We start from the raw sequence: 20,540 nt of genomic DNA, 5'->3' as shown, positions 1-20,540 counted from the left end.
TCCTCCTATTCGAGATACCACGTTGCATTCACAACAGAGATTTCCGCTTCCTCGTACACACCATAATAATAGGTTTCAAAAAAACCTTCTTCCCCCACATCCAGCCAGCTTGGATACACATCTGCATAAGTTTGGCCCAGATATATACCGTCTATATTATAAATATCAATCAACACTGTAATGGAAGAGATCGGACGAGTTGCATTATTGATCAATGAACCGCTAATATAAAGATCCCCGTACATATCAAGCGTCGCATCAACGTTCACGACACTTACTGCCGCCGTTCGATTCATCAGATCTTCTTCTGCAGCCTGTTGCTCCGCCAGTTGAATCCGATCCGCTTCCGCTTTTTCAAATGCCTTTTTTTCACTGAGAACCCGTTCACGATACGAAGTCAGTTTTTCATTTTCCGGCGCATAGGACAATCCCTGGTCGACCGTTTGTAACGCAATTGTGAAATTCTTTTGCTTTACTTGCTGTTCCGCCTCTTTATAACTTATGCTTGCGAGCTTGTCGACAATTTGCTTCTCTACTGTCTCAGCTTCCTTGCCTTTCAAGTCTGATATGGTGTCCAACTTCTCGGCTAGTGCCTCAATTGTTGTCAAACTGTCGATTTCCTTTTTCACCTTCAATACGGCCAGTGTTACCTTTCTGTTGTTGAATGCGGCACGCACTTTGGCAAAAACAGGTTCTTCCCGCTCCATCAACGCTTTGGCTACAGCCTGAATGGTCTTGTCTCCTGCGGACAGCTTTCCTGTCTTCAGACTTGTGGACGCCTCATCCAACTGATTCATCAAGTTGAACGCCTTCGCCGTAATTTGCCGATCCTGTATAAGTGCATCATAGTTCGGTCGTTTCGTTAGAGCGCTGTCCAGCAGTTGGAGAGCCTCTTTATATTTTCCCTCTAGTGCAGCCTGTTCCGCCTGTTGGTGCAGTGATTTAACCTCTGCATTTATACCTGTTTCCTGCTTGTAATAATACGTTAGCAAAGCTCCTACAACTACTGCCAGAAGTATGGGAATAATCCAGCTAAATGCAAGGCCTTGACCCGTATTTCCCTGTTTGGAAGCTGGTTGCTGCTGACGGGACAACGAATCAATTGCTTTTTGCGTTCCTTTATCCAAGTCAATGGCTGTTTCTGCCCAGATCTGTTCCTCTGTAGAGCTTGTTTCTTTCAATTTGGTTCTACACTTTCTGCACGTGTTATCCGCCGGACTGTTTTTGGTCCCACATACATGACAATACACCCTGATCCCTCCACTTAAGAACATATGTATACTTCGCTTTCCCGGGGTTCGCCTATCGCATCAATTGCTAAAAAACACCAACATGAATCGATAATTATCATATAGCAAAAAGGAATATTACACCATATGTTCTGTAGATATCATGTTTAAACGAGTCATACTGGATGCAAAAAAGCCTTCCTATTAATCTAGGAAGGCTCTAGTTATTTTCATTTTATTACTCCGAAGGAAAAGCGCTGAGATCCATATAGGAAACTTCCCACAGGTGATCATCCAGATCCTGAAAACTCCATCCGTACATAAATCCGTGATCCTGTGGTTCGTTGGATGGCTTCCCTCCTGCATCGAGGGCAGCTTGTACAATCACATCTACCTGCTCACGGCTATCTACAGACAGGGCAACGATGACTTCGGTTGTATCGGCGGCATTGGAGATTTTTTTTGAAATGAAGGATTGGAAACGTTCCTCCACCAGAAGCATGGCGTAAATATTTTCCCCGATGATCATACAAGTAGCAGACTCGTCCGTAAAATTGGCATTAAACTCAAATCCCACCTTGGTAAAAAACTCAACAGATTTCTTCAAATCTTGGACAGGTAAATTAACAAAAATCTGCTTAGCACGAATAGCCACCATCGATCACCTCGAACTCATAGAATACATTCCACCTCAAAATAACACCTCGCGAATACGCTGTCAATTGAATATAATCTTAACATGAACTTCTACTATTCAATAAAACAACAGATCCTAAAATTTATAATATCTTATGATATTAAGATAATTTAATCGATTTATAAATTCGGTTATATTGTTACATAGGTTCTTGTAAACTTTAAATGGTATAATTTCTATAATTACTTGGTGGAGGCATGAATATGGAAACTTTGGTTGTCAAAAAGAAAATTAAACATCTGAACCAATCAATGAAGGTTGATTTAAAAAAATTCTTCCAGTCTTTAGGGAGAGCAGCAATTGGAGGGGTATTCTTAGATTCTAAAGAGGTTATAGGCAACAGTTACGAGGCTTTACTTTCACTTGGGTTTGAGAAGGAAGTAACACATGTCACGTGGCTTCTAATATATAGATCTCTCACAGAAGCAATCAAAAATATAGTTGAAGAAAGTATTGAATTACTTGATGTCACAGAAATAGATATAGAAAGTCTGAGTATGAGAATTGATCTTTCTTTAGAGGATGAGATATTTGAGCTTGATAAAAACTTTTTTCATAATCCTAAGTCCTTGAAAATATTAACTGCTGTGAAAATACCTTTTGCACAATGGTTAGATGGATTTGGACTGTCAGAAAGTCAAATTAGGTCAATAATTGATCGATTACCTGTGTTTTTCGTCTTTGCTCTCCATGAAGAGTGGAAAAGAAGGCCCGAAGAGTATAAGTGCATCTCAGAATATTTTGATTCTCCTTTTATGAGGGCTAATGAAAGACAACTCTCTTGGTTACGTTACGCTACATATTTACGAAAAGAAACTGAAAAAAGAATGTTTGATGAAGCCTTCAGTTTAAGGAAAATATACGTACCTTTACGGGCTTACTATAATAAAAAAAATCAAGAAAATTCAAAGCTAGGCGATGTTGATTTTTCACCTTTACACAATCAGAAAGTTGTTATTAATTTAGAGGAAGAATTAGACAAATGGTTACATACTGCTGATAAGAATGATGCTATTCGAGTTATAAGTGGAGGTCCTGGATCGGGAAAATCGTCTTTCGCAAAAATTTACTCAGCAAAATTAGCAGAAAATCAAAGTATACCTGTTTTGTTTATTCCATTGCATCATTTTGAGTTGACTGATGACTTAGTTGAAGCAGTCGGAAGATTTGTGAAATTTGATAAATACCTTAGTCATAACCCCCTTGATCCACAAAATGGAGAGGACAGAATAATTGTTTTTTTTGATGGTTTAGACGAATTATCAAGACAAGGGAAGTTAGCAAATGAGATAGCTAGACAATTTGTTGAGGAAGTACAGCGTAAAGTAGATCGCTTTAACATGCACGATATAAGAATTCAGGTAATAATGACAGGTAGAGAACTCAGCATTCAGCAAAGTAAAGATCAGTTTAGAAGACCTAATCAAATATTTGAAATACTTCCATACTATGTTAGCCGCACAGATAAGAATGATTACTATGATCCTAAGGGTTTACTAGAAATAGATCAGAGGGAGACTTGGTGGGAACTTTACGGATTAGCGAGTGGACAGAACTATACCTCTATACCTGAAACCTTAAAGGGAGAAAATCTCGAAGAAATAACTTCCCAACCCTTACTAAATTATTTAGTGGCGTTAAGTTTTATGAGAGACAAGATCGACTTCAATAACAACAATAATTTAAACGCAATATACAATGATTTATTGCAAGCAGTGTACGATCGAGGTTGGGCCAATAATAAGCACCCCTCAATAAAAGATACTAGCCTAGAACAATTCATTCGTATCTTAGAGGTTATAGCCGTCTCTGTTTGGCACGGTTCAGGTCGGACTACTACTATAAGAGATATAGAAAACTACTCACAAAATAATGGATTAAAAGATTTACTAAATAGATTTCAAGAGGGTGCCTCAAATGGAGTCACAAGGCTCCTAACTGCATTCTATTTCAGAGAATCAGGCGCAAATAATATGGGCGATAACACTTTTGAATTCACTCATAAGAGTTTCGGAGAGTATTTAGCTTCTCGTAGAATTATCTTATCATTGAAACATATAAATAAAATGCTTTCTAGAAGAGCAGACGATCCTGATGATGGATGGGATGCTAAATCAGCAGCTGTTTACTTTATTAATTTATGTGGGTCAGCTAAGATTGACACTTATTTAATCAATTTTATAAAAGGAGAGCTTGATTTTTTAAGTGTGGAGGAAATACAAAAACTCCAAGTGACATTAGGAGAGTTGTTAAATTACTGTATTAAGTTTGACGTACCTGTCGATAGACTTGATCCAAGACCAGCCTTCTCCTTAGAAAGGATATACTCTAACAATACTTTTGAATCTTTAATTATTTTACTTAGTTTAACTTCTAGTCATATAGGCCAATTACTGAAAATTAATTGGGATTTAGAGACTAGTTTTGGAACTGTATTAAAAATGATTACTGGGCAGCGTGCAGGTGCAGCAAACGCAATTGTTATGTCAAATTTAAGACATTTAGACATATCTTATCAATGTCTTGACATGGCAGATTTATATAGAGCTGACTTATCCTCAATAAACTTTGAGTCTGGAGCAATGCACTACTCTAATTTAGTTCGGTCTATCTGTGATGGGGCAAACTTCAAAGAAGCCAAATTAAGTTATTCTCAATTAGAAAGAACTCATTTTAATAATTGTAATATGAAGGGAGTTCAATTATATCAAGCTTACGCTCAACATGCCTATTTTAGTTGGGCACAATTGGAGCATGCAACTATTTACAAAACTGATTTATCCAATTCTAACTTCTATCAGGCGAATTTGAAAAATCTCAATTCTAAAAGTCATCTGAAATTTGATAGAATAATATTTTCAAGCACAGAATTAGAATATACAGATTTTTCAAATTCTTTACTTCGTGGTTGTAATTTTACAAATGCAGTATTGAAAAACACAAAATTTCACAAAGCTAATTTATCACATTCTTGTTTTGATAATGCAGTATTAAATAATGTGATTTTTGAAGGAGCAGACTTGACAAAGGTTGACTTTGAGAAGGTTAAGTTTATGGAAGGTTGTAGTTTCGAGGGTTCATACTGCATAATCAGGCATGAAGAATTTTTTGAAGATTAAAATTTAAATAAACTGTAGACATCGCACTTTCTTTATATAGATTAAATTCCCCAAAGTAATTTGATAAGAGTGACTAGTTGTCAACTTCTAATGATAACTAGTCACTCTTACTAGCTTTTATAAACTGTAAAAAACTACTCTTCTTCTAATTCAGAATTATTACTAATCTCCAACTTCTCCAAGAAAGGCTTCAATTTATCCACGACATAGTGGCTTCCACCTCGGCCGTTCACCTCTTCAATTACAGCGGATAACAGGAAGGTCGGAGAATCAGTATCAAATACTACGAAAAATCCGTTTTCCTGCCCCTTCTCTCCCTTTTTTGCTTTCAGCTCCGCTGTTCCCGTCTTGCCCGCGAGTCCTCCAGGAATTGAATTCAAGGTGTGGGCGGTGCCTCCCTGCCGGGAAACAACTTCTCCCAAAGCATCCTTAACCGTATTTGCGGCTTCCGGAGTAATAATTACCTCAGGCTCAGTGCTTTCTTTTCCCTCAATCAGAACAGGTTTCACCAGCTTCCCTTCATTAATAAAAGGTGTAAATGACGATGCCAGATGAATCGGGGACATCAACATCTCCCCTTGCCCGTAGGACGTATCAGCGAGCAACACCTCAGAAGACAGATCCAGATGTGCTTCGTTGGCATATTGGCTTGGCTTCAGATACAGTTCATCCAGTCCAAAGTTATCGCCAAAACCAAACTTCTGGATCCCATCAATAAACTTGGTGCTGCCCATCTCAATCGCTTCCATGGCAAAGTAAATATTGTCCGAGTACACCAGAGCATCGACCATATTAACCGGGGATAAACTCTTCACACGCTTAACATAATAACCGCCCCAGCTATCGTCTTTGCGCCATTGCAAGCCAGAGATATCATGGGTTTTGTCCGCTGTGGTTACCTTCTCCATCAGTCCCGCTGCGGCTGTAATCGCTTTGAAAGTTGATCCTGGTGCATACCGGGTAGTGACTCTGTTGATAAAAGGAAGCTTCTCATTCGCCGAATAAGCATCCCACTCTACCTGAGTAAGTCCTGTAACCATCTTGTTCGGGTTATAGGAAGGCGCACTGACCAACGCTAACAGGTTGCCGTCCGTCGGATCCATCAGAACCATTGCACCGGCATCTCCACCACTGGATAATGTCTGATACAATTTCTTTTGTTGTTTGGAGCTAATCGTCAGTTGAACATTCTGTCCATCTACAGCATCCTTACGAATAAGCTCAGAACGGGAGTTACCGGATTCATCGGTGATTTCAATCAGACCACCACGTTCACCACGCAGCTGCTTCTCCATGGACTGCTCCAAACCCGCTTTGCCAATCCAATCTTCTGCGCGATAATATCCTTCCGTATCCTTATCCAGATCTTCCTTGGTGGCTTTGCGCACGTATCCAATCAGGTGTGCAGCCGCATTGCCGAGTGGATAATAGCGGATTTCCTTGCTTTGCATCGTAACCCCGCTTAAAGATTCTGCCACGTCAAACTCCTCCGTTGAACCAATCGGGACAAAATACTCTGGCTTCACCCATGTCTGCGCAAGCGCCTTGTGAATGGCATCTTCCGAAACCTGATAATGGCTCGCGATTCGGGCAATCATCTGGTCCGGGTTATCCCCAAGTTTCTCAGGTACAATGCCCCATTCATTCATCGTGCCCTTGGTAGCGAGCGGCAAACCATCACGATCCACAATGTCTCCACGATCCGGGAACAGTGTCCTCACTCGTACCTTACTGCCCTTAACCATGTCATTCAGGATCAGTGAAGGCTGCCAGTTAATTTTCCAGTTTTTGCCCCCGTCCTCAAGCTCCTGCCGGACCAGTTTTAATGTATGCGTCTCACTGACTTCACCCAAAAAAGTTGTCAGTTGCAGGTTGTAATCCACCTCATAGGTATCCGGGTTTTGTTTCTCTGCATCGGTCTTACTGCCATCGGAAGCCGTTTCGGCAACATCCACAGGTTTAACCGCCGCCTTGACGGTGGATACTTCCATACCCGAATAGATCGCATTGTATTTCTCAACAAATTGTTCCTTGTTCATGCCCGACTCTTGCAGCGAAGCAGGTGTCATCAAGGTGTACAACTGGTCAAATTCTTTTTTTTGCAGATGCTCTATGTATTGATTCACGGTAGTCTGGGGCTTAGCCTCTGCTTCTTTGTTATTCTGCATGTATAGATACATTCCGATTCCACCTGCAAACAAGATGGGTAGCAGTCCGTACATTAATTTACGTTTTGATTTCATGGTTACATCACCTCTAATATACACTATAGATTTCCAGAGCCATTTAAACAATGAAACAAATCTGACGAATTTATCATTAAAAATAGCCGAAAGCTCACATAATATGTTTAAATAAGGAGAGTGAGATTACATACTAAAGCTTTTTTGCTATGCAAAAGGCTGAAAAGGAGCCCGATGATGGAAATCAGCTATTTTTTACTCCCCAAAGCCGAAGTGGCCTATATCAAGTCTACCGCTTCCATGAAAGATGCTATTGAGCAATTGGAATCGCAACACTACACCGCCGTTCCCGTGATTGACCAGGATGGAAAATATGTTGCTACCCTGTCCGAAGGCGATTTGTTATGGAAAATGCGAAATACACCCGGATTGACTTTTGATACGATGGATCAGGTTCAGGTCCATGAGATTAACAATCGGGTATATAATGAATGTGTATTCATTGAGGCTGAAATGGAGGATATGCTGACACTTGCAGCAGACCAAAATTTTGTGCCCGTGGTGGATGTCGATCGTGTCTTCCTCGGTATTATCCGTCGTAAGGATATTATTGAATACTATACGCGTAACATTTCGGATTAAATGAAGTCAAACATCCTGTAATAAACGAATATTCAACTCGAAAGGGTACTCCTGTGGTCATGTTTTGGCCAAACCGGGGTACCCTTTTTGTTTCATGGTCTGGTCGGAATCATTCTATTTGCGCTTAGCCCGCTCATCAATGTAATAACTCAACACGTCCCTCGGACTTCCCTGAAATGCACGCTCTCTGCCGAACTCATACGCCTGATGCAAATACGAATACGCCTCGTCATGCTGTTCAAGTCTCATGCAGATCATGCCGAGATCGATCAACGGACTTGTACTTCTATCCGAACTCCGCGTACTTAACGATATCTCAGCCCACGGCTTGGCCAGTCCATACTGCTTCAGATCGATATGTGCATTCGCATGACAGGATGCGATCCAGCTTGCAATCTCCCATTCCATCTTCGGCTCGGGCAACATGCCCCATGCCTGATCATAATAGATAAGTGCTTGTTCATGTTGTTGCGTCTCATCCAGCACATTACCGGCTTCTACCGTTTCTACAATTTGTCGCTCCAGTTCGGCATGTTCCGGTGTTAGATCTTTCATTGCACCGTATCCTCCTCCAGAACGAAATACCACTCCAGAAAAGCATTGAAATCAGCCCACTGCGGCTCACTCTCGCCATTAAGAAACCGTTCAATCGATTCGCCCAGTTCCACCAGTACCACTTCTCCCGTCTGACGGTTGTAGAAAAATCCACCTTCACCTTCAAAACTGTCCAGTGGAATATACGCCTCGGGAAGTCCCAGTGTAAGCTGTGCTACATCCATGTCTTCCATATATACGGTGTTCTCCATAAACCAGCAGATCTGATACAACTCCTGATGCCTGCTGTAGAAAGTTGGTCCATCCTCTGCATGTAAATAAAATTGTGCAAAATCCGATTGAAGATCGATCTCCAGCTTTTGCAATGCTACTTCGTAGGCTGCTGGAACATCTTCATGCCACCAGCCTTGCTCCTGGCAATGATCAATCACTTTATGGGATAACATCGCAGACCTCCTAATTCAATTTTGCTCATAATACCTGTTCAAAAAGATTGGTTTTCAGTACCGAGAAGATGGGATGAAGCTAGAAATGGAGTAGCGGAGCGTAGGGAAACTACGTGAGCAACGGACATTTCGGCTGAATTCCATATTCAATGCTGATGATGCCTCTAGGCATCCTTCGTAATCAAAAGCGGACTTTTTGAACAACCTCTTATAGTGATTTTACAGGTATCCAGACTTGGGGAGGTGTGCCATCACCTTTGTACACTTCAAGTTCTGGAATCCCTGCATGCTGATATGAAGTGGAAGGAAACCACTCTGTCATAATATAGTGCCACAACCGTTGTATCGCTTCCGGCTCTAGTTCATCAGCTTCAAATACGACCCAATGGGACGCAGGAAGTTCGATGGACACCAAACCTTCAGGCACTTCACCTGAGTAAGAGGTAGCAATCCAATACTCCATTTGATTATCCTTCAGCTCTCTCTGATCTACACAGATGCCCACCAGACCGGGAATAGCTCCGTTATTGAACCCGTTTAAACGTTCCTCAATGCCGTCTGCCAAAGCATCCTGCCACATCTTAGGAATTTCTATTAAATTCTCACCATCCACACAAGAGAACGTTCGTTTGATACCCACAAAGGTAAGAGACTGTTGTTCGATCACATGTTCATTCACATTCATTAGATGGACTCCTCTCCGAGAGCGATATGGGGCACGGTTCTCCATGACCCATTCATGAAAACATTGTCCCATACATGATATATACCTCCGATATGTCCTACAGTTACTGTATCAAAAGAGTAAGTAGATTGGAAATAGTGCCAGTACTCCTGCAAATAAAAAAAGTCCGCAGTGACTGCGAACCATATCTCTAAAAGGAATCACTCATAGCTTCACTCAAGAAAACACTTCCCGGCTATGGAATATACGATATGTGGCAAGTATAGTCGTAACAGTAATGAAAGCCATCACAACTATATATAAGGTTAAATAAGACATATTCAGTCCGAATAAGGAATAGTTTATTGGTGTTTGATAAAGCCCTGTTACCCGTATCATGGTACTTATCGAAAATTTTTCGACCCAATTTAATGACCCGGAATTCAAATTTAATACGTCAAAGGCCAAGTATGGCAGACCTACTATCACAGTATTCGTAATTATAGCTATAAAGGATGTAGAACTGAGGACCGATACCAGTAAAACAATAGATGCAAAGACCAAGCTACCTGCTATATGAGTAAACAATTGAACTAAATAATATTGAAAAGCAGTAAACGTATATGGTGAGAACTCATAATCAAAGCTGTAAACATACATGCCCACGCTCTGTATGGAAGTATCCGCCCCAGCCAGATTACCAAACCTTAACCAATATAAAACCAAGTTTACCCCAGTAAATAAAACGGCACACATCACAACGTACAATATGGAAGCAATGCATTTTGCTGATACAAGCTTGCTTTTGCCTCTTTTGCTGCTACGCAGTAATGATGCTGTACCTAGTACATATTCTTCGGTAAATACTGGAGCCAACCCTAGCAGAATCATAATCATCATAAAAACTACACCGAATTGATCAATGTATTCCAGTAGGTAACCCCAAGGTTTATTATAATAAATTTCGGATACATTCACTGTTCGCTCCATGATGTTGCCATGATCATCATATCGTGTACTGTTCTTAATCGCCTCTGGAGAAAAAAACACAATATCGTACAATGCACCATATTGGTATCTACCTTTGGTACTATCCCAAATGGAATCATATTGATTATGTGCGACTTTTACCTTCTCTGTTGTAATAGGACCTTCATAAGGTTTGTAAAAGGCGGAACCATCCATTATCCCAGGATGCCTCCAAAATGAGTATACGACTAGAAAAACAATTAAAATAGACAATGCTATGCCAATACTTTTACGCGTTATAATTTTATAAAACTCGAATTGAGTTAAACGAATCAAGACTTCGTCTCCTCTCCAAAATAGTGCATATATACATCTTCAAGCCGAGGTGATTCTCGTACGGCTTGCGGGACAGGCTGTTCTTTGGCCAGTATTCTGGCTACGATTCCATCAGACTCATAAGACAAACCACTTACTTTGAAATGAGAGGTAAGATCAGCAAGTTGCTGCGGATTTAATTTCGCTTTCCATACGTTATTTTTCATCCGGTTCATAATCTCTTCCGGAGTATTATGGGCGATGAGTTGCCCTTCATTCAACAAAATCATCTCCTTACATGAAAACTCCAAATCAGAAATGATATGCGTAGATAACATTACAATACGATCTCTTCCCAGCTCGCCGATAATGTTACGAAATCGAATGCGCTCTTTGGGGTCCAATCCAGCTGTAGGTTCGTCAAGAATCAAAATTTGTGGATCATTCAACAAAGCTTGGGCAATTCCCAATCGCTGCTTCATTCCTTCGGAGAATGTGCGGATTTTATGTTGTGCTTGATTTTCAAGGCCCACCGTCACTAGCGTTTCCTGCACACGTGCTGAAGCTTGACTAATACCGATCCCTTTCAAAGAGCACATATACATGAGAAATTTATAAGCACTGAATCGGTTATAAAATCCAAATCGCTGGGGCATGTAGCCCAACAAACTTCGATAACGGTCTCCCATGTTTTGGATAGACTGCCCGTTCAACAAAATTTGTCCAGACGTGGGCTTGGAAATGTCTACAATCATGCGAAGCAATGTTGTCTTCCCTGCTCCATTCGGCCCAAGAAGACCGTAAACACCACCACTGGATAGTTCTAGTGAGACTTCTTTTACAGCCAACTTGTTCCTGTATTTCTTGGATACGTTATCCATGGTCAGTATCAAAGGAGTAACCTCTTTCTGTCTGTGATGTATATTTCCTTGCCATCTCATAGATCTGACTGATTAATAGTAAAACTCCGCATAGAGCCATCGCTATAAGTACTGTGGGCTGGATCGATTGAAGTAGAGTCTTCAATTCGGGATTACTTAGTACAAGCCAAACCAGCGCGAACCATACAATTAAAAAGATACTGACGGCTGTCCCACCTCTGACACGCATCGCAAGCCATAGACTTGTACCTGCTGCTATCATAAGCTGTGTATACGAGAGGCCGATAGCACTCCATGATATGGAAACATCTTTTTCGCTTGATATAAGTAAATTAAGTAAAACAACAAACGCCATATTCCCAATAAGTACTACGATTAGACGGGTAAGCATCAGTTGCTGTGCCGTGATTTTGCAGGTCAGTTCGATTTCCATTAATCCTTGATCTCGACCTTTAAAAACTTCTAGCAAACCAAGTACAAATGGAACAGGAACTATAAAGAGCACACTCATGTACGGGTCTGTCGTACTGTGAGTACCTAGCCAATAGCCGAACAACAAGAGCATTGAACAAACTAACCAGTAAGATTTGTGGAAGACAGCAACCTCACCATAAACTAACTGGAACAATTCCTTGACTGAATTCCCAGATGATTTTTGTTTCAGGTGAGCATTCATGTGATCTGGCATATATGTATCCAGTATTCTAATTGTCTTGTCAATCTCCATCTCGGATGGAAATTCGACCGGATACTCATCCAGATATGAAGCAATTTCGTTGTACTCTTCTATTTCCAACTCTGTTACAGGATTCAGTTCATCTCCGTTTCCTCTGCTTTTCATCCCGTTCACCTCCCACAATAATCTCCTTTAATTTCGTTATCCCCAATCGAATGCGCGACTTCACGGTCGATTCGTTGGTTCCCGTAAGTTCAGCAACTTCCCTGATCTTCAATCCATTGTAATAGTTTAGAATGACTGCATCTCGCTGGTGATCAGGCAAACTTAATACTGCGCGCCTGACTTGCTCATTCTGAAATCGCTTATGAAAAATATTCCAAACATTCTGTTGTTCACTGGCAGGGAACGCATCCTCAGTTAATTCACTCTCTCTTTGTTGCTGCTTGAACTCCCGCCCACGATAATAATCTCTACAATGGTTCACTGCAATCTTCAGTAGCCAGTGACTGAATTTACCTGTGTTCTGATACTTGTCCAAGGAATTCATCATTTTTACAAATACCTCTTGTGTTAGATCATAAGCAGTATGGTACTCTCCGGTTTTCCGGTAAACATAAGCAAATATCGACTGATAGTGCCGCTTCACCAGTACTTCCATGGCAGCACGGCTACCTTCGCGAATCTCTTGAATAAGCTCTTCATCATTCAACGCTCCCTCACCCCCTCTATAAACAATTAACGAAATTTGGATAGTAAAAGATCAAAAGCATAGAAGTATATTTTTCTGAATATAACAAAATTCCAAAAAAGAAGTATTGATACATTGACTCAGTTTTAAATTTTCTCAGGCGTGCGAACTACTGGCTTCATCCTTCATTTCCTTATTCTGGTGCAACTTTCTCCCTACTCGTTCGTCTAACTACTGACCAACAACTAAGGAGATGACTATGCGAATAACTTGTAGCCCCGGTTTTCCTGGAAGCATGATTGGATCGATTGATCTTCAGCCATCGAAGTATTACACCCCACCTTCCATGAACAGTAAGATCACAGAATATGTTGATCCCGAACTCGTTACCATTCCCTATGTAGAAGATCCGGAATTCGGATTACACTTTGAGACCATGAAGGTTATGAATGGAACTTATAAAGATGAAATGCATGTGAGCTATGATGTCGAATTTACGATTGATGTAGATAAAAAAGGTTATATTACGCAATTCGAGCATACGTTCCAGCTGGAACGTTATTTGGATCTGGTGCGAACGCAATCCTATAAAGTGATCAAGACAAACTGGCGCGGACAAACATTTCACGTGATGACGTATAGTTACCTGGAGGAAGTCATTCATCCGAAAAATGTTCTTTTTAAATGTAACAATGCCGAGGATGTCTTCGTCGTGGCTGAACTTATGCCCCATCGTGTTGGTGGCATTGTGGTACAACCCAATAATCTTTATCTTCATTTCCGTGCATTAATCTCGGCACGAGATGATCTGTACCCATTAGATTATATGTGTGAGCCTGATTTCGACCTGAGTCTCGACTAAAAAGTAGATACATATGTAGAAAGAGCATAAGCTGTCCCGAATCAGCGGGGTAGCCTGTGCTCTTTTTTTCACAAATGAATCACCAACTGCCTAATTTCCCCCTCCTTCATACGCTCGGCCTTATGCTCCCATGCCTGGCTCTAAGCAAAACAAGCTGTAATGTCGATGAATATACCATAATGCTGAACATGCATATGTTCTTCGTACGTTCAGATATGAGAGGGGTTGGAAACATGGTTTACCGGAAAAATAAAATACATTCACTGTTCACTCTGCCCTTGGCAGGTTTGCTGTTTCTGTTATGGGGTGCTCAAGCGGCACATGCGGAACAGGTCGACAGTTTGTTACCTGAGCGAAGTCAGCAGGAGATTGTCCAAAAGTGGAATCAGTGGATGAATGGCAATGATACATCTCCCCTGTATACAAAGACACCTTCGACAAGTGCTCCCTACTCTGCTGGTGTGGTAAGTGACGCCTATCTGGAACAAGGGCTGAATGCAGCCAACTTTTATCGTTTTATCACGGGGCTACAGGGCGATCTTGTCCTTGATCCGGCATTGAATCGTCAAGCCCAGCATGGGGCTGTTGTGGTCTCCACGGGTGGATACCTGTCCCATTCTCCAAAACAGCCAGGAGATATGCCAAAGGATTTCTTTGACACCGGTTCAAAGTCTGCCAGCAGCTCCAATCTGTACGTTACCAGCAGTGCAAAGAATAACGTCCTGACAAAAAGCATACAGGCCTACATGAATGATTCAGACGCCTCCAATATTGATCGACTCGGTCATCGGCGCTGGATTTTGAGTCCACAACTGCAACGAATCGGATTTGGACTCGCCACTCGTAGTGAAGCAGGCAAGACATATGATCAGTACTATAGTGCCATGCAGGTATTTGATAAAAGCAGAACGGGGGGAACTTCGTTCAACTACAGCCTGTTCCCGAATCAGGGAGCTTTTCCAATCGAAGCTTTTGGCAGTACACAGGCCTGGTCTGTTCAACTGAATACAGATGTATTCGCGAAGCCATCACTGTCTGAGGTACAGGTCGAGATGACTCGGACTTCCGATCAACGTACATGGACCTTTAATGCCAAGAATCAGAACAGTGGCTTTCCAACCGGTTATTACAACGTGGACCCTGCGGATAAACAATGGTTTAATCAAGCCTATTTCAATGTAGAGACAGGTGGATATGGATATGGCTACGCCATTATCTTCCGTCCCGACGATGTGCAATTGTTAAAGAACGGCGATACGTTCAACATTCGAATTACAGGTCTGCAAAAGAAAAACGGTACAGCAGCGGAAATCTCATACTCCACACGTTTCTTCCATGTGGACGGTGTACAAGATGCAACGCTTACCCGTATAACGCCAGGACAACCAAACCTGAAAGTCCGAGCAGGAGAACAGATTGATCTACCTTCAATCACTGCCGTGAATGATAACGGAACATCCTATGTTCCACAGTCTAACGTTTCCTTCACCACGACGTCAGATCGCATTGCCATCAAGGATGGAAAAATAGTCGGACTTCAGGCCGGTAAAGCCGAAATTCGGATTCGTTTTGAAGGGAAAGAAGCGGTTGTCTCTGTTACGGTAACGGGAATTCCCCAATTAACTGATGTCCGTACACATTGGGCGAAAGATGCCATTCAATGGGCCGTTCAACAGGAGATGGTCAGTGGATACGAGGATGGAACGTTCAAACCCAACAATCAGGTGAGTGAAGCCGAATTCCTCTCCATGGTGTTTAAGCTGTATGCGAATTCCCATGTCATTCAGAGCATCGATGCTGCACAGGGACAAGCTATCAAAGGAAACATCTGGAGTGATCGTTATTATACCTATGCTTCCGCGTTGAATCTAAATCTGGATGCCAGCAAACAGAATCCGAAGATGCGCAATCATGCCTTGAACCGAACAGAAGTAGCCGTAATCGTGGCGGGGCTTGGCGGTAAAAATTATACCCATGATGACGATGCCATCCGGTATCTGCTGAACATGGGATACTCTTCAGGCAAAACAGCAGCTACGGTGCAAGGTTATGCGGGACAAGAATCCTTGACCCGGGCAGAGGCCGTTGTTTTTCTCCAGAACCTGAAAGAAAAAGGCTTCGAACTATGGAGCAGACCGAAAAATGCCACTGAAGCTACCGAGAATGAAAAGAACGGCGGACTACCGGATCAGACCATGAAAGCTGTATATTCTGCCGATCACACGCTGGTCCTTCAAGGTACGTTCCCGGCGTATGCCAACCAGACGATGCCGATCAAAATCCATGGTCCTTCGCCTGCTGTAGAGCATATCCAAACGCAGCAGGTTACAACAGATGCTTATGGCAATTTTAAACTCACGGTAAGTAACCTTGATGCAAAGGAACTTAACCTCTATGTGGACGTGCGCGAAGATTATGCCTACTGGATCAGTGTAGAGGCGGGGCGAACTGCGATAAGTGATTATACCGAGTAACATGTAAAAACCAGCTTAGGAATTCTACATTGAATTCCCAGCTGGTTTGTTTTTTCTCGAAACATATTATTCTGGTGTGAACATGACATGTTTTTATTGAATTGGAGGAGCGTCGGTCTGCACTAGAAATTAAATCGGATGACCGAATTGCTCTGCCTTTTCTGTCATTATCCTCGTTAACCTCGCTCTTAGTCCGCTCATCCACTCCGGCTCATGTGACCACTGCTCTGCAACAGATCGAAGCATACGCACATAACCGTACAAGTTGGCAAAACGGCGACAAGCGGGGAACATACTCTCCAGATCATAACGTTCTCCTGCCTTGGACCAGTACCCGTTCAGGAACAATTGTTTCTTCTGCTCCCATTGTTCAGGCTCGATCTCCTCACGTAAACTATCCAGACTCTGTTCCACGTCCATTGCGTACCAGTGATACATCGCGTCATCAAAATCAATGGCATAACAAGACTGGCTACCTTCGTCATAGAAAACATTGTCCAGTTCAAAATCGTAGTGGATGAGTCCGAAATTTTGCTGGGTCATCGGCCAAGTCGCAAAATACGTTCGAAGAAACTCCACCTCATTCAAAGCAACCGTTTCACCAGGAAAACCCTTCAGGATCTCCTGCATCCAATCCAAAACATCCGTATAGGTCCAGCGTTTCTCCTTTTGCTCAGGCATGAATGTACGTGATAAATGATGCAGCTCACCCAATGCCTGACCATAGCTGTACAGGATGGAGTCATTCAAATCAATGCTTCCTAACTGCGATCCAGGTACTCGCTTGAATACGGAAGCATAGTACACTCCCCATGGGGTGTGAGCCTCTATGAGTTCTGTCCCTGAATGAGAAGGTACAGCCTCCATGGCTCCATAATGATTCGTTTGAAGATAACGCAGGAACTCCAGTTCAGCGCCAAGATTGATTTGATTTTTCTCCTCTACCGGGGCAAAACGAAGCAATCTCACTTCCCCCTGATCTCTGAACGGATACACGGCATTGGAGGATATGCGATAATACTGAAACATATCCAGCGACTCAGGATCATAGTTCCAATTCTTTAAAATCATCTCGGCAAGATCATTATGTTGAAATAAATATTTTAATTTTAACATGGGCAGTTCTCCTTTTTTATCGTTTTATGTGCATTGCTTGTAGGCAACGAATGTCTATTTTTGCGCGCAAAAAGCCGCAGGCTATGCCTGCGGCTTTTAAAAATTCTGAGTGTATGAGAAATTTGCACAAGCAAATAAACCTCGCATACGCCAGAAAAAATGAGCAGTTACATCCCTATATATCGACAGATCTCAGACCGGACTGGGAAACTGGATGTTTCCACCCTGCATCTGAATGGTCTGCCGGAATTATTCAGTTTATGCTTACCTTCATTGTAGTAATGGAACATACCATCTTAGACCGTCGTTTCATGACGCTCACTCCCTTCAAAAAACCAGTTGTTACCATAATAGCCGATAAGCCAAATGTAAGCAATTACAAAATGACGATAATCCCATCATTTTTTACTGGACAACCATCACCCGTTCCACCGTCTTGGTGTTGTCCTTATACCACACCATCACGATGTTTTCTTTTTGAAGATCAGACACCTGAATGGACGAATTCGTACGTGGGCTGGGATTGCCCGAACCCGGCGTCCCCATGCCTTCAGTGATAGTAACATCATCACTTAAATTCAATCTCATCTCCATTCCGGTATCCTTCCATTCCATGCTTGGGGATGAGTTGTCCTGCACCTTAAGTAACGCCAGCGTAACTGTGTTTCCATTCACGGAGATGACTCTACCAGTAATGTCGGCATTCATCATCCCCTGCGTCATGCCAGGACTGCCTGTTCGATCATTCATGCCCGCGGTGCCTCTTCCACCTCTCGGTGTTCCTCCATTCATGCCCAGTCCGCCACCATTCGGCATACCGCCACCGTTCATGCCTTGTGCAGAACCGGTCTTGGTAATATTCTGAGCGGTTATCACATCGCAGGCCGTAAGCATAACCGAGCACCCTAGCAAAAGGAGTATTGTAACCGATGTGAAATATTTATTTTTTCGCATATGATCACCTTTTTCTCAGGGAATATTTCTCCAAGGTACCTTTACGATGCAATATGAAGTCATACGTATCTTTGAAACCCATATAGGACAGCACAACCAACAACGGATATACAGGGTAGATGTATCTGGACTTAATCTCCCACAGAATATAAAATCCGATGAATCCGAGAATGACCAGGATTAAGGAGACTTCATCATACCGTTTATGACGAATTCCACCGACCAACCGGATGAAAATAAAACAGTACATCAAGAAATTCATCACATATACAATCCAGAGCAAACCTGTCCGATAAGCCGAATCCCCTTGCAACAGTTCTGTTATCGCATTGGTGTAACTGTAGGAGCCTGCGATTCCACCTCCCCTTCCTCTTCCGGCACCCAAGGAACTTTCATTGCCGATTCCGTATCGGTCCATTTGGTACGTTCCTTCGGTCCAGGTCCATATAATCTTTTTGTAATACATCTGCACCAAGTCACTTGCACTTGCTTCAGACAGCTTGTTGCTGATCTCTTGTTTGAACAATGTTGCGCTCTCAGCCTTATTGTAGTTGGCCTGCCTCTGATAGATCTGATAACTCTCCATATTGTCCCAGAAGCCAAAACGCTCCAGATTAATGCCCATATTCAGCCACATATAGACCGGTGCAGCATTCTCTCCGACAGATTCGCTCACAACACCGGAGGATTGAAGAACCGCATTCTGAGTCCAGGTTGGTACATTAAACAACATACCCAGCACACCGATGGAAATGATGACTTTCTTCATTCCAATGCTCCGTAAATTTAGCAGGATATATATGATGGCAGCGATCAGCACGATCACGCCAATGCTTCGGAAGTAATTGCCCATCGCGAGAAAAACGGCGGCAATGACGATGGTTTTCCAAGACTTTTCACGTACAAAACGAAGAACAAAGTATAGGCACGATGTCAGAAATGCAGTAGCAATCACATCGTTATAGATCAGGTTGTTCAGGAATAAGGAAGGCAGGTACGTGGCTGCAAAGATCAACACACCGTAATCACGTTCCGTGGATCTGTCGTTCACTTGTTTGTAGATAAGATAAATCATGAACGTTGTTAACGTTGAAAACAAAATATTAAATAGTTTGATGACCAGATAGTTGTCCGGGAACAGGTACAGCAATGTCTTCAGATACAACACGATCGAATAGTTAAACGGGAACATGTGCAGATAACCACCCGTTTCAAACGAAGAGTAGTCTTGGTCATACAGCATGTTCATAGCAAGTGAAAGAACGGTCTGTGAATCATCGGTGGGCACTCTCGGAAATACAAAAATGATGATGATCTGAATGACGAGAGAACATAACAGCACAATCGGAATGACAACCTTCGGGCTGTATTTGTCCAGCTTCAGACATAGAGCATATAACCCGACACCTGAACCAAGAAGCAAAAGAATGACCGGGAGAAAAATACTCCACTGCTGCATGCCCAAAATGGGATTGTCCCCATACAAGGCATAGTTGTACTGTGCCCGTACCAACAAGGACGAAGCAATAAACACCGCAACAAACACGAGCAAAATGAGATAAAACGACTTATGCAGCACCTTAGACATGCAAAAACTCCTTTTCGATTACAGGATTCCGTGAGTATTATAATGGCTCTGGCTGAAAAATCGCTGAAAAGGAGTAACGCTTGCGATCGGTGCGGATCAGTATGTGTATACAAACAGAAAAAAAACCGTCCCTTCGATAAGGTAACGGTCTATATGTCCAATTTTTTAAAAGTATAGGGCCTTAGCTAAATGTTGAAGATCACTTCTCGTCCTTAATAAACTCAATGATATCCTGGATGTCACAATCCAAAGCCTCACATATTCGATTCAGCGTATCGAACTTCACACCATCGGTTTCTTCATTATATAACTTGGCAATCCCATTTCTATGTAATCCGGTTAGTCGGGATAAATCAGCAATATTAATTCTTTTCTCACCCATAATACGAGATAAATGAACCTTGATCATACGAATTCCCCTCCAAACTAAAATGCACACTGTGATGTTGACAAAGGATGCCTTATTCTGTCCAATACAC

At 42.2% G+C, this 20,540-nt stretch carries 18 protein-coding genes; 4 read left to right on the top strand and 14 right to left on the bottom strand.

What is annotated here, in order from left to right; all coding sequences use genetic code 11:
* Positions 1 to 5: 5 nt before the first annotated feature.
* Complete coding sequence (locus tag MKY01_RS04560) at positions 6 to 1,181, bottom strand: FxLYD domain-containing protein (RefSeq protein WP_180361870.1); 1,176 nt, start codon at positions 1,179 to 1,181, stop codon at positions 6 to 8.
* Between the two features lie 286 nt (positions 1,182 to 1,467).
* Positions 1,468 to 1,884, bottom strand: a complete 417-nt coding sequence (locus MKY01_RS04555; protein ID WP_101314792.1) for a VOC family protein — start codon at positions 1,882 to 1,884, stop codon at positions 1,468 to 1,470.
* A 245-nt stretch (positions 1,885 to 2,129) separates the two neighbouring features.
* On the opposite strand from MKY01_RS04555, the gene MKY01_RS04550 reads away from it, so the two are divergent.
* Positions 2,130 to 5,045, top strand: coding sequence for a pentapeptide repeat-containing protein (locus MKY01_RS04550; protein ID WP_339285574.1), 2,916 nt, complete (start codon positions 2,130 to 2,132; stop codon positions 5,043 to 5,045).
* A gap of 134 nt (positions 5,046 to 5,179) precedes the next feature.
* On the opposite strand, the gene MKY01_RS04545 is transcribed toward MKY01_RS04550, so the two are convergent.
* On the bottom strand, positions 5,180 to 7,288 hold the full coding sequence (locus MKY01_RS04545) for a penicillin-binding transpeptidase domain-containing protein (protein ID WP_339285572.1): 2,109 nt from the start codon (positions 7,286 to 7,288) through the stop codon (positions 5,180 to 5,182).
* A 177-nt stretch (positions 7,289 to 7,465) separates the two neighbouring features.
* Between MKY01_RS04545 and MKY01_RS04540 the strand changes: the two genes are divergently transcribed.
* The gene (locus MKY01_RS04540; protein WP_036605969.1) at positions 7,466 to 7,870 is read left to right on the top strand and encodes a CBS domain-containing protein; all 405 of its coding nucleotides are present in this window, start codon (positions 7,466 to 7,468) and stop codon (positions 7,868 to 7,870) included.
* A gap of 114 nt (positions 7,871 to 7,984) precedes the next feature.
* Here the strand turns inward: MKY01_RS04540 and MKY01_RS04535 are convergent, their stop codons facing one another.
* The 7 genes from MKY01_RS04535 to MKY01_RS04505 all read right to left on the bottom strand — a co-directional run bounded on the left by MKY01_RS04535 (position 7,985) and on the right by MKY01_RS04505 (position 13,088).
* The gene (locus MKY01_RS04535; RefSeq protein WP_339285571.1) at positions 7,985 to 8,425 is read right to left on the bottom strand and encodes a hypothetical protein; all 441 of its coding nucleotides are present in this window, start codon (positions 8,423 to 8,425) and stop codon (positions 7,985 to 7,987) included.
* Positions 8,422 to 8,871 (bottom strand): hypothetical protein, encoded by a 450-nt coding sequence (locus MKY01_RS04530; protein WP_339285570.1) that lies wholly within the window; start codon positions 8,869 to 8,871, stop codon positions 8,422 to 8,424. The genes MKY01_RS04535 and MKY01_RS04530 overlap by 4 nt, the downstream gene beginning before the upstream one ends.
* A 208-nt stretch (positions 8,872 to 9,079) precedes the next feature.
* A complete protein-coding gene (locus MKY01_RS04525) occupies positions 9,080 to 9,556 on the bottom strand; it encodes a GyrI-like domain-containing protein (RefSeq protein ID WP_339197124.1) in 477 nt (158 codons plus the stop codon).
* 216 nt (positions 9,557 to 9,772) lie between these two features.
* Complete coding sequence (locus MKY01_RS04520) at positions 9,773 to 10,840, bottom strand: hypothetical protein (RefSeq protein ID WP_339285568.1); 1,068 nt, start codon at positions 10,838 to 10,840, stop codon at positions 9,773 to 9,775.
* Positions 10,837 to 11,712 carry an ABC transporter ATP-binding protein gene (locus MKY01_RS04515; protein WP_036668291.1) on the bottom strand — a complete coding sequence of 292 codons (876 nt, stop codon included), beginning with the start codon at positions 11,710 to 11,712 and terminating at the stop codon, positions 10,837 to 10,839. Before MKY01_RS04515 ends, MKY01_RS04520 begins: the two co-directional genes overlap by 4 nt.
* A complete protein-coding gene (locus MKY01_RS04510) occupies positions 11,693 to 12,541 on the bottom strand; it encodes a hypothetical protein (protein WP_036668293.1) in 849 nt (282 codons plus the stop codon). The genes MKY01_RS04515 and MKY01_RS04510 overlap by 20 nt, the downstream gene beginning before the upstream one ends.
* Complete coding sequence (locus MKY01_RS04505) at positions 12,516 to 13,088, bottom strand: RNA polymerase sigma factor (protein ID WP_036668294.1); 573 nt, start codon at positions 13,086 to 13,088, stop codon at positions 12,516 to 12,518. The genes MKY01_RS04510 and MKY01_RS04505 overlap by 26 nt, the downstream gene beginning before the upstream one ends.
* A 238-nt stretch (positions 13,089 to 13,326) precedes the next feature.
* Here MKY01_RS04505 and MKY01_RS04500 point away from each other — a divergent pair, with 238 nt between their 5' ends.
* Together MKY01_RS04500 and MKY01_RS04495 are read left to right on the top strand one after the other, a co-directional pair.
* The gene (locus MKY01_RS04500; protein ID WP_076319969.1) at positions 13,327 to 13,929 is read left to right on the top strand and encodes a hypothetical protein; all 603 of its coding nucleotides are present in this window, start codon (positions 13,327 to 13,329) and stop codon (positions 13,927 to 13,929) included.
* 233 nt (positions 13,930 to 14,162) lie between these two features.
* Positions 14,163 to 16,403 carry an S-layer homology domain-containing protein gene (locus MKY01_RS04495; protein WP_339285566.1) on the top strand — a complete coding sequence of 747 codons (2,241 nt, stop codon included), beginning with the start codon at positions 14,163 to 14,165 and terminating at the stop codon, positions 16,401 to 16,403.
* A 129-nt stretch (positions 16,404 to 16,532) separates the two neighbouring features.
* Here the strand turns inward: MKY01_RS04495 and MKY01_RS04490 are convergent, their stop codons facing one another.
* The 4 genes from MKY01_RS04490 to MKY01_RS04475 form a co-directional block, all read right to left on the bottom strand.
* Positions 16,533 to 17,519, bottom strand: a complete 987-nt coding sequence (locus tag MKY01_RS04490) for a phosphotransferase (protein ID WP_339285564.1) — start codon at positions 17,517 to 17,519, stop codon at positions 16,533 to 16,535.
* A 405-nt stretch (positions 17,520 to 17,924) separates the two neighbouring features.
* Positions 17,925 to 18,413, bottom strand: coding sequence for a hypothetical protein (locus tag MKY01_RS04485; protein ID WP_339285562.1), 489 nt, complete (start codon positions 18,411 to 18,413; stop codon positions 17,925 to 17,927).
* 64 nt (positions 18,414 to 18,477) lie between these two features.
* On the bottom strand, positions 18,478 to 20,061 hold the full coding sequence (locus MKY01_RS04480; RefSeq protein ID WP_339285561.1) for a glycosyltransferase family 39 protein: 1,584 nt from the start codon (positions 20,059 to 20,061) through the stop codon (positions 18,478 to 18,480).
* 199 nt (positions 20,062 to 20,260) lie between these two features.
* Positions 20,261 to 20,470, bottom strand: coding sequence for a helix-turn-helix transcriptional regulator (locus tag MKY01_RS04475; protein WP_036605982.1), 210 nt, complete (start codon positions 20,468 to 20,470; stop codon positions 20,261 to 20,263).
* Between the last annotated feature and the right edge of the window lie 70 nt (positions 20,471 to 20,540).

Source organism: Paenibacillus sp. FSL R5-0486 (genome assembly GCF_037975155.1).
In the GTDB taxonomy this organism is placed as follows: Bacteria; Bacillota; Bacilli; order Paenibacillales; family Paenibacillaceae; genus Paenibacillus; species Paenibacillus amylolyticus.
This window is presented reverse-complemented; position numbering and strand designations above follow the sequence as displayed.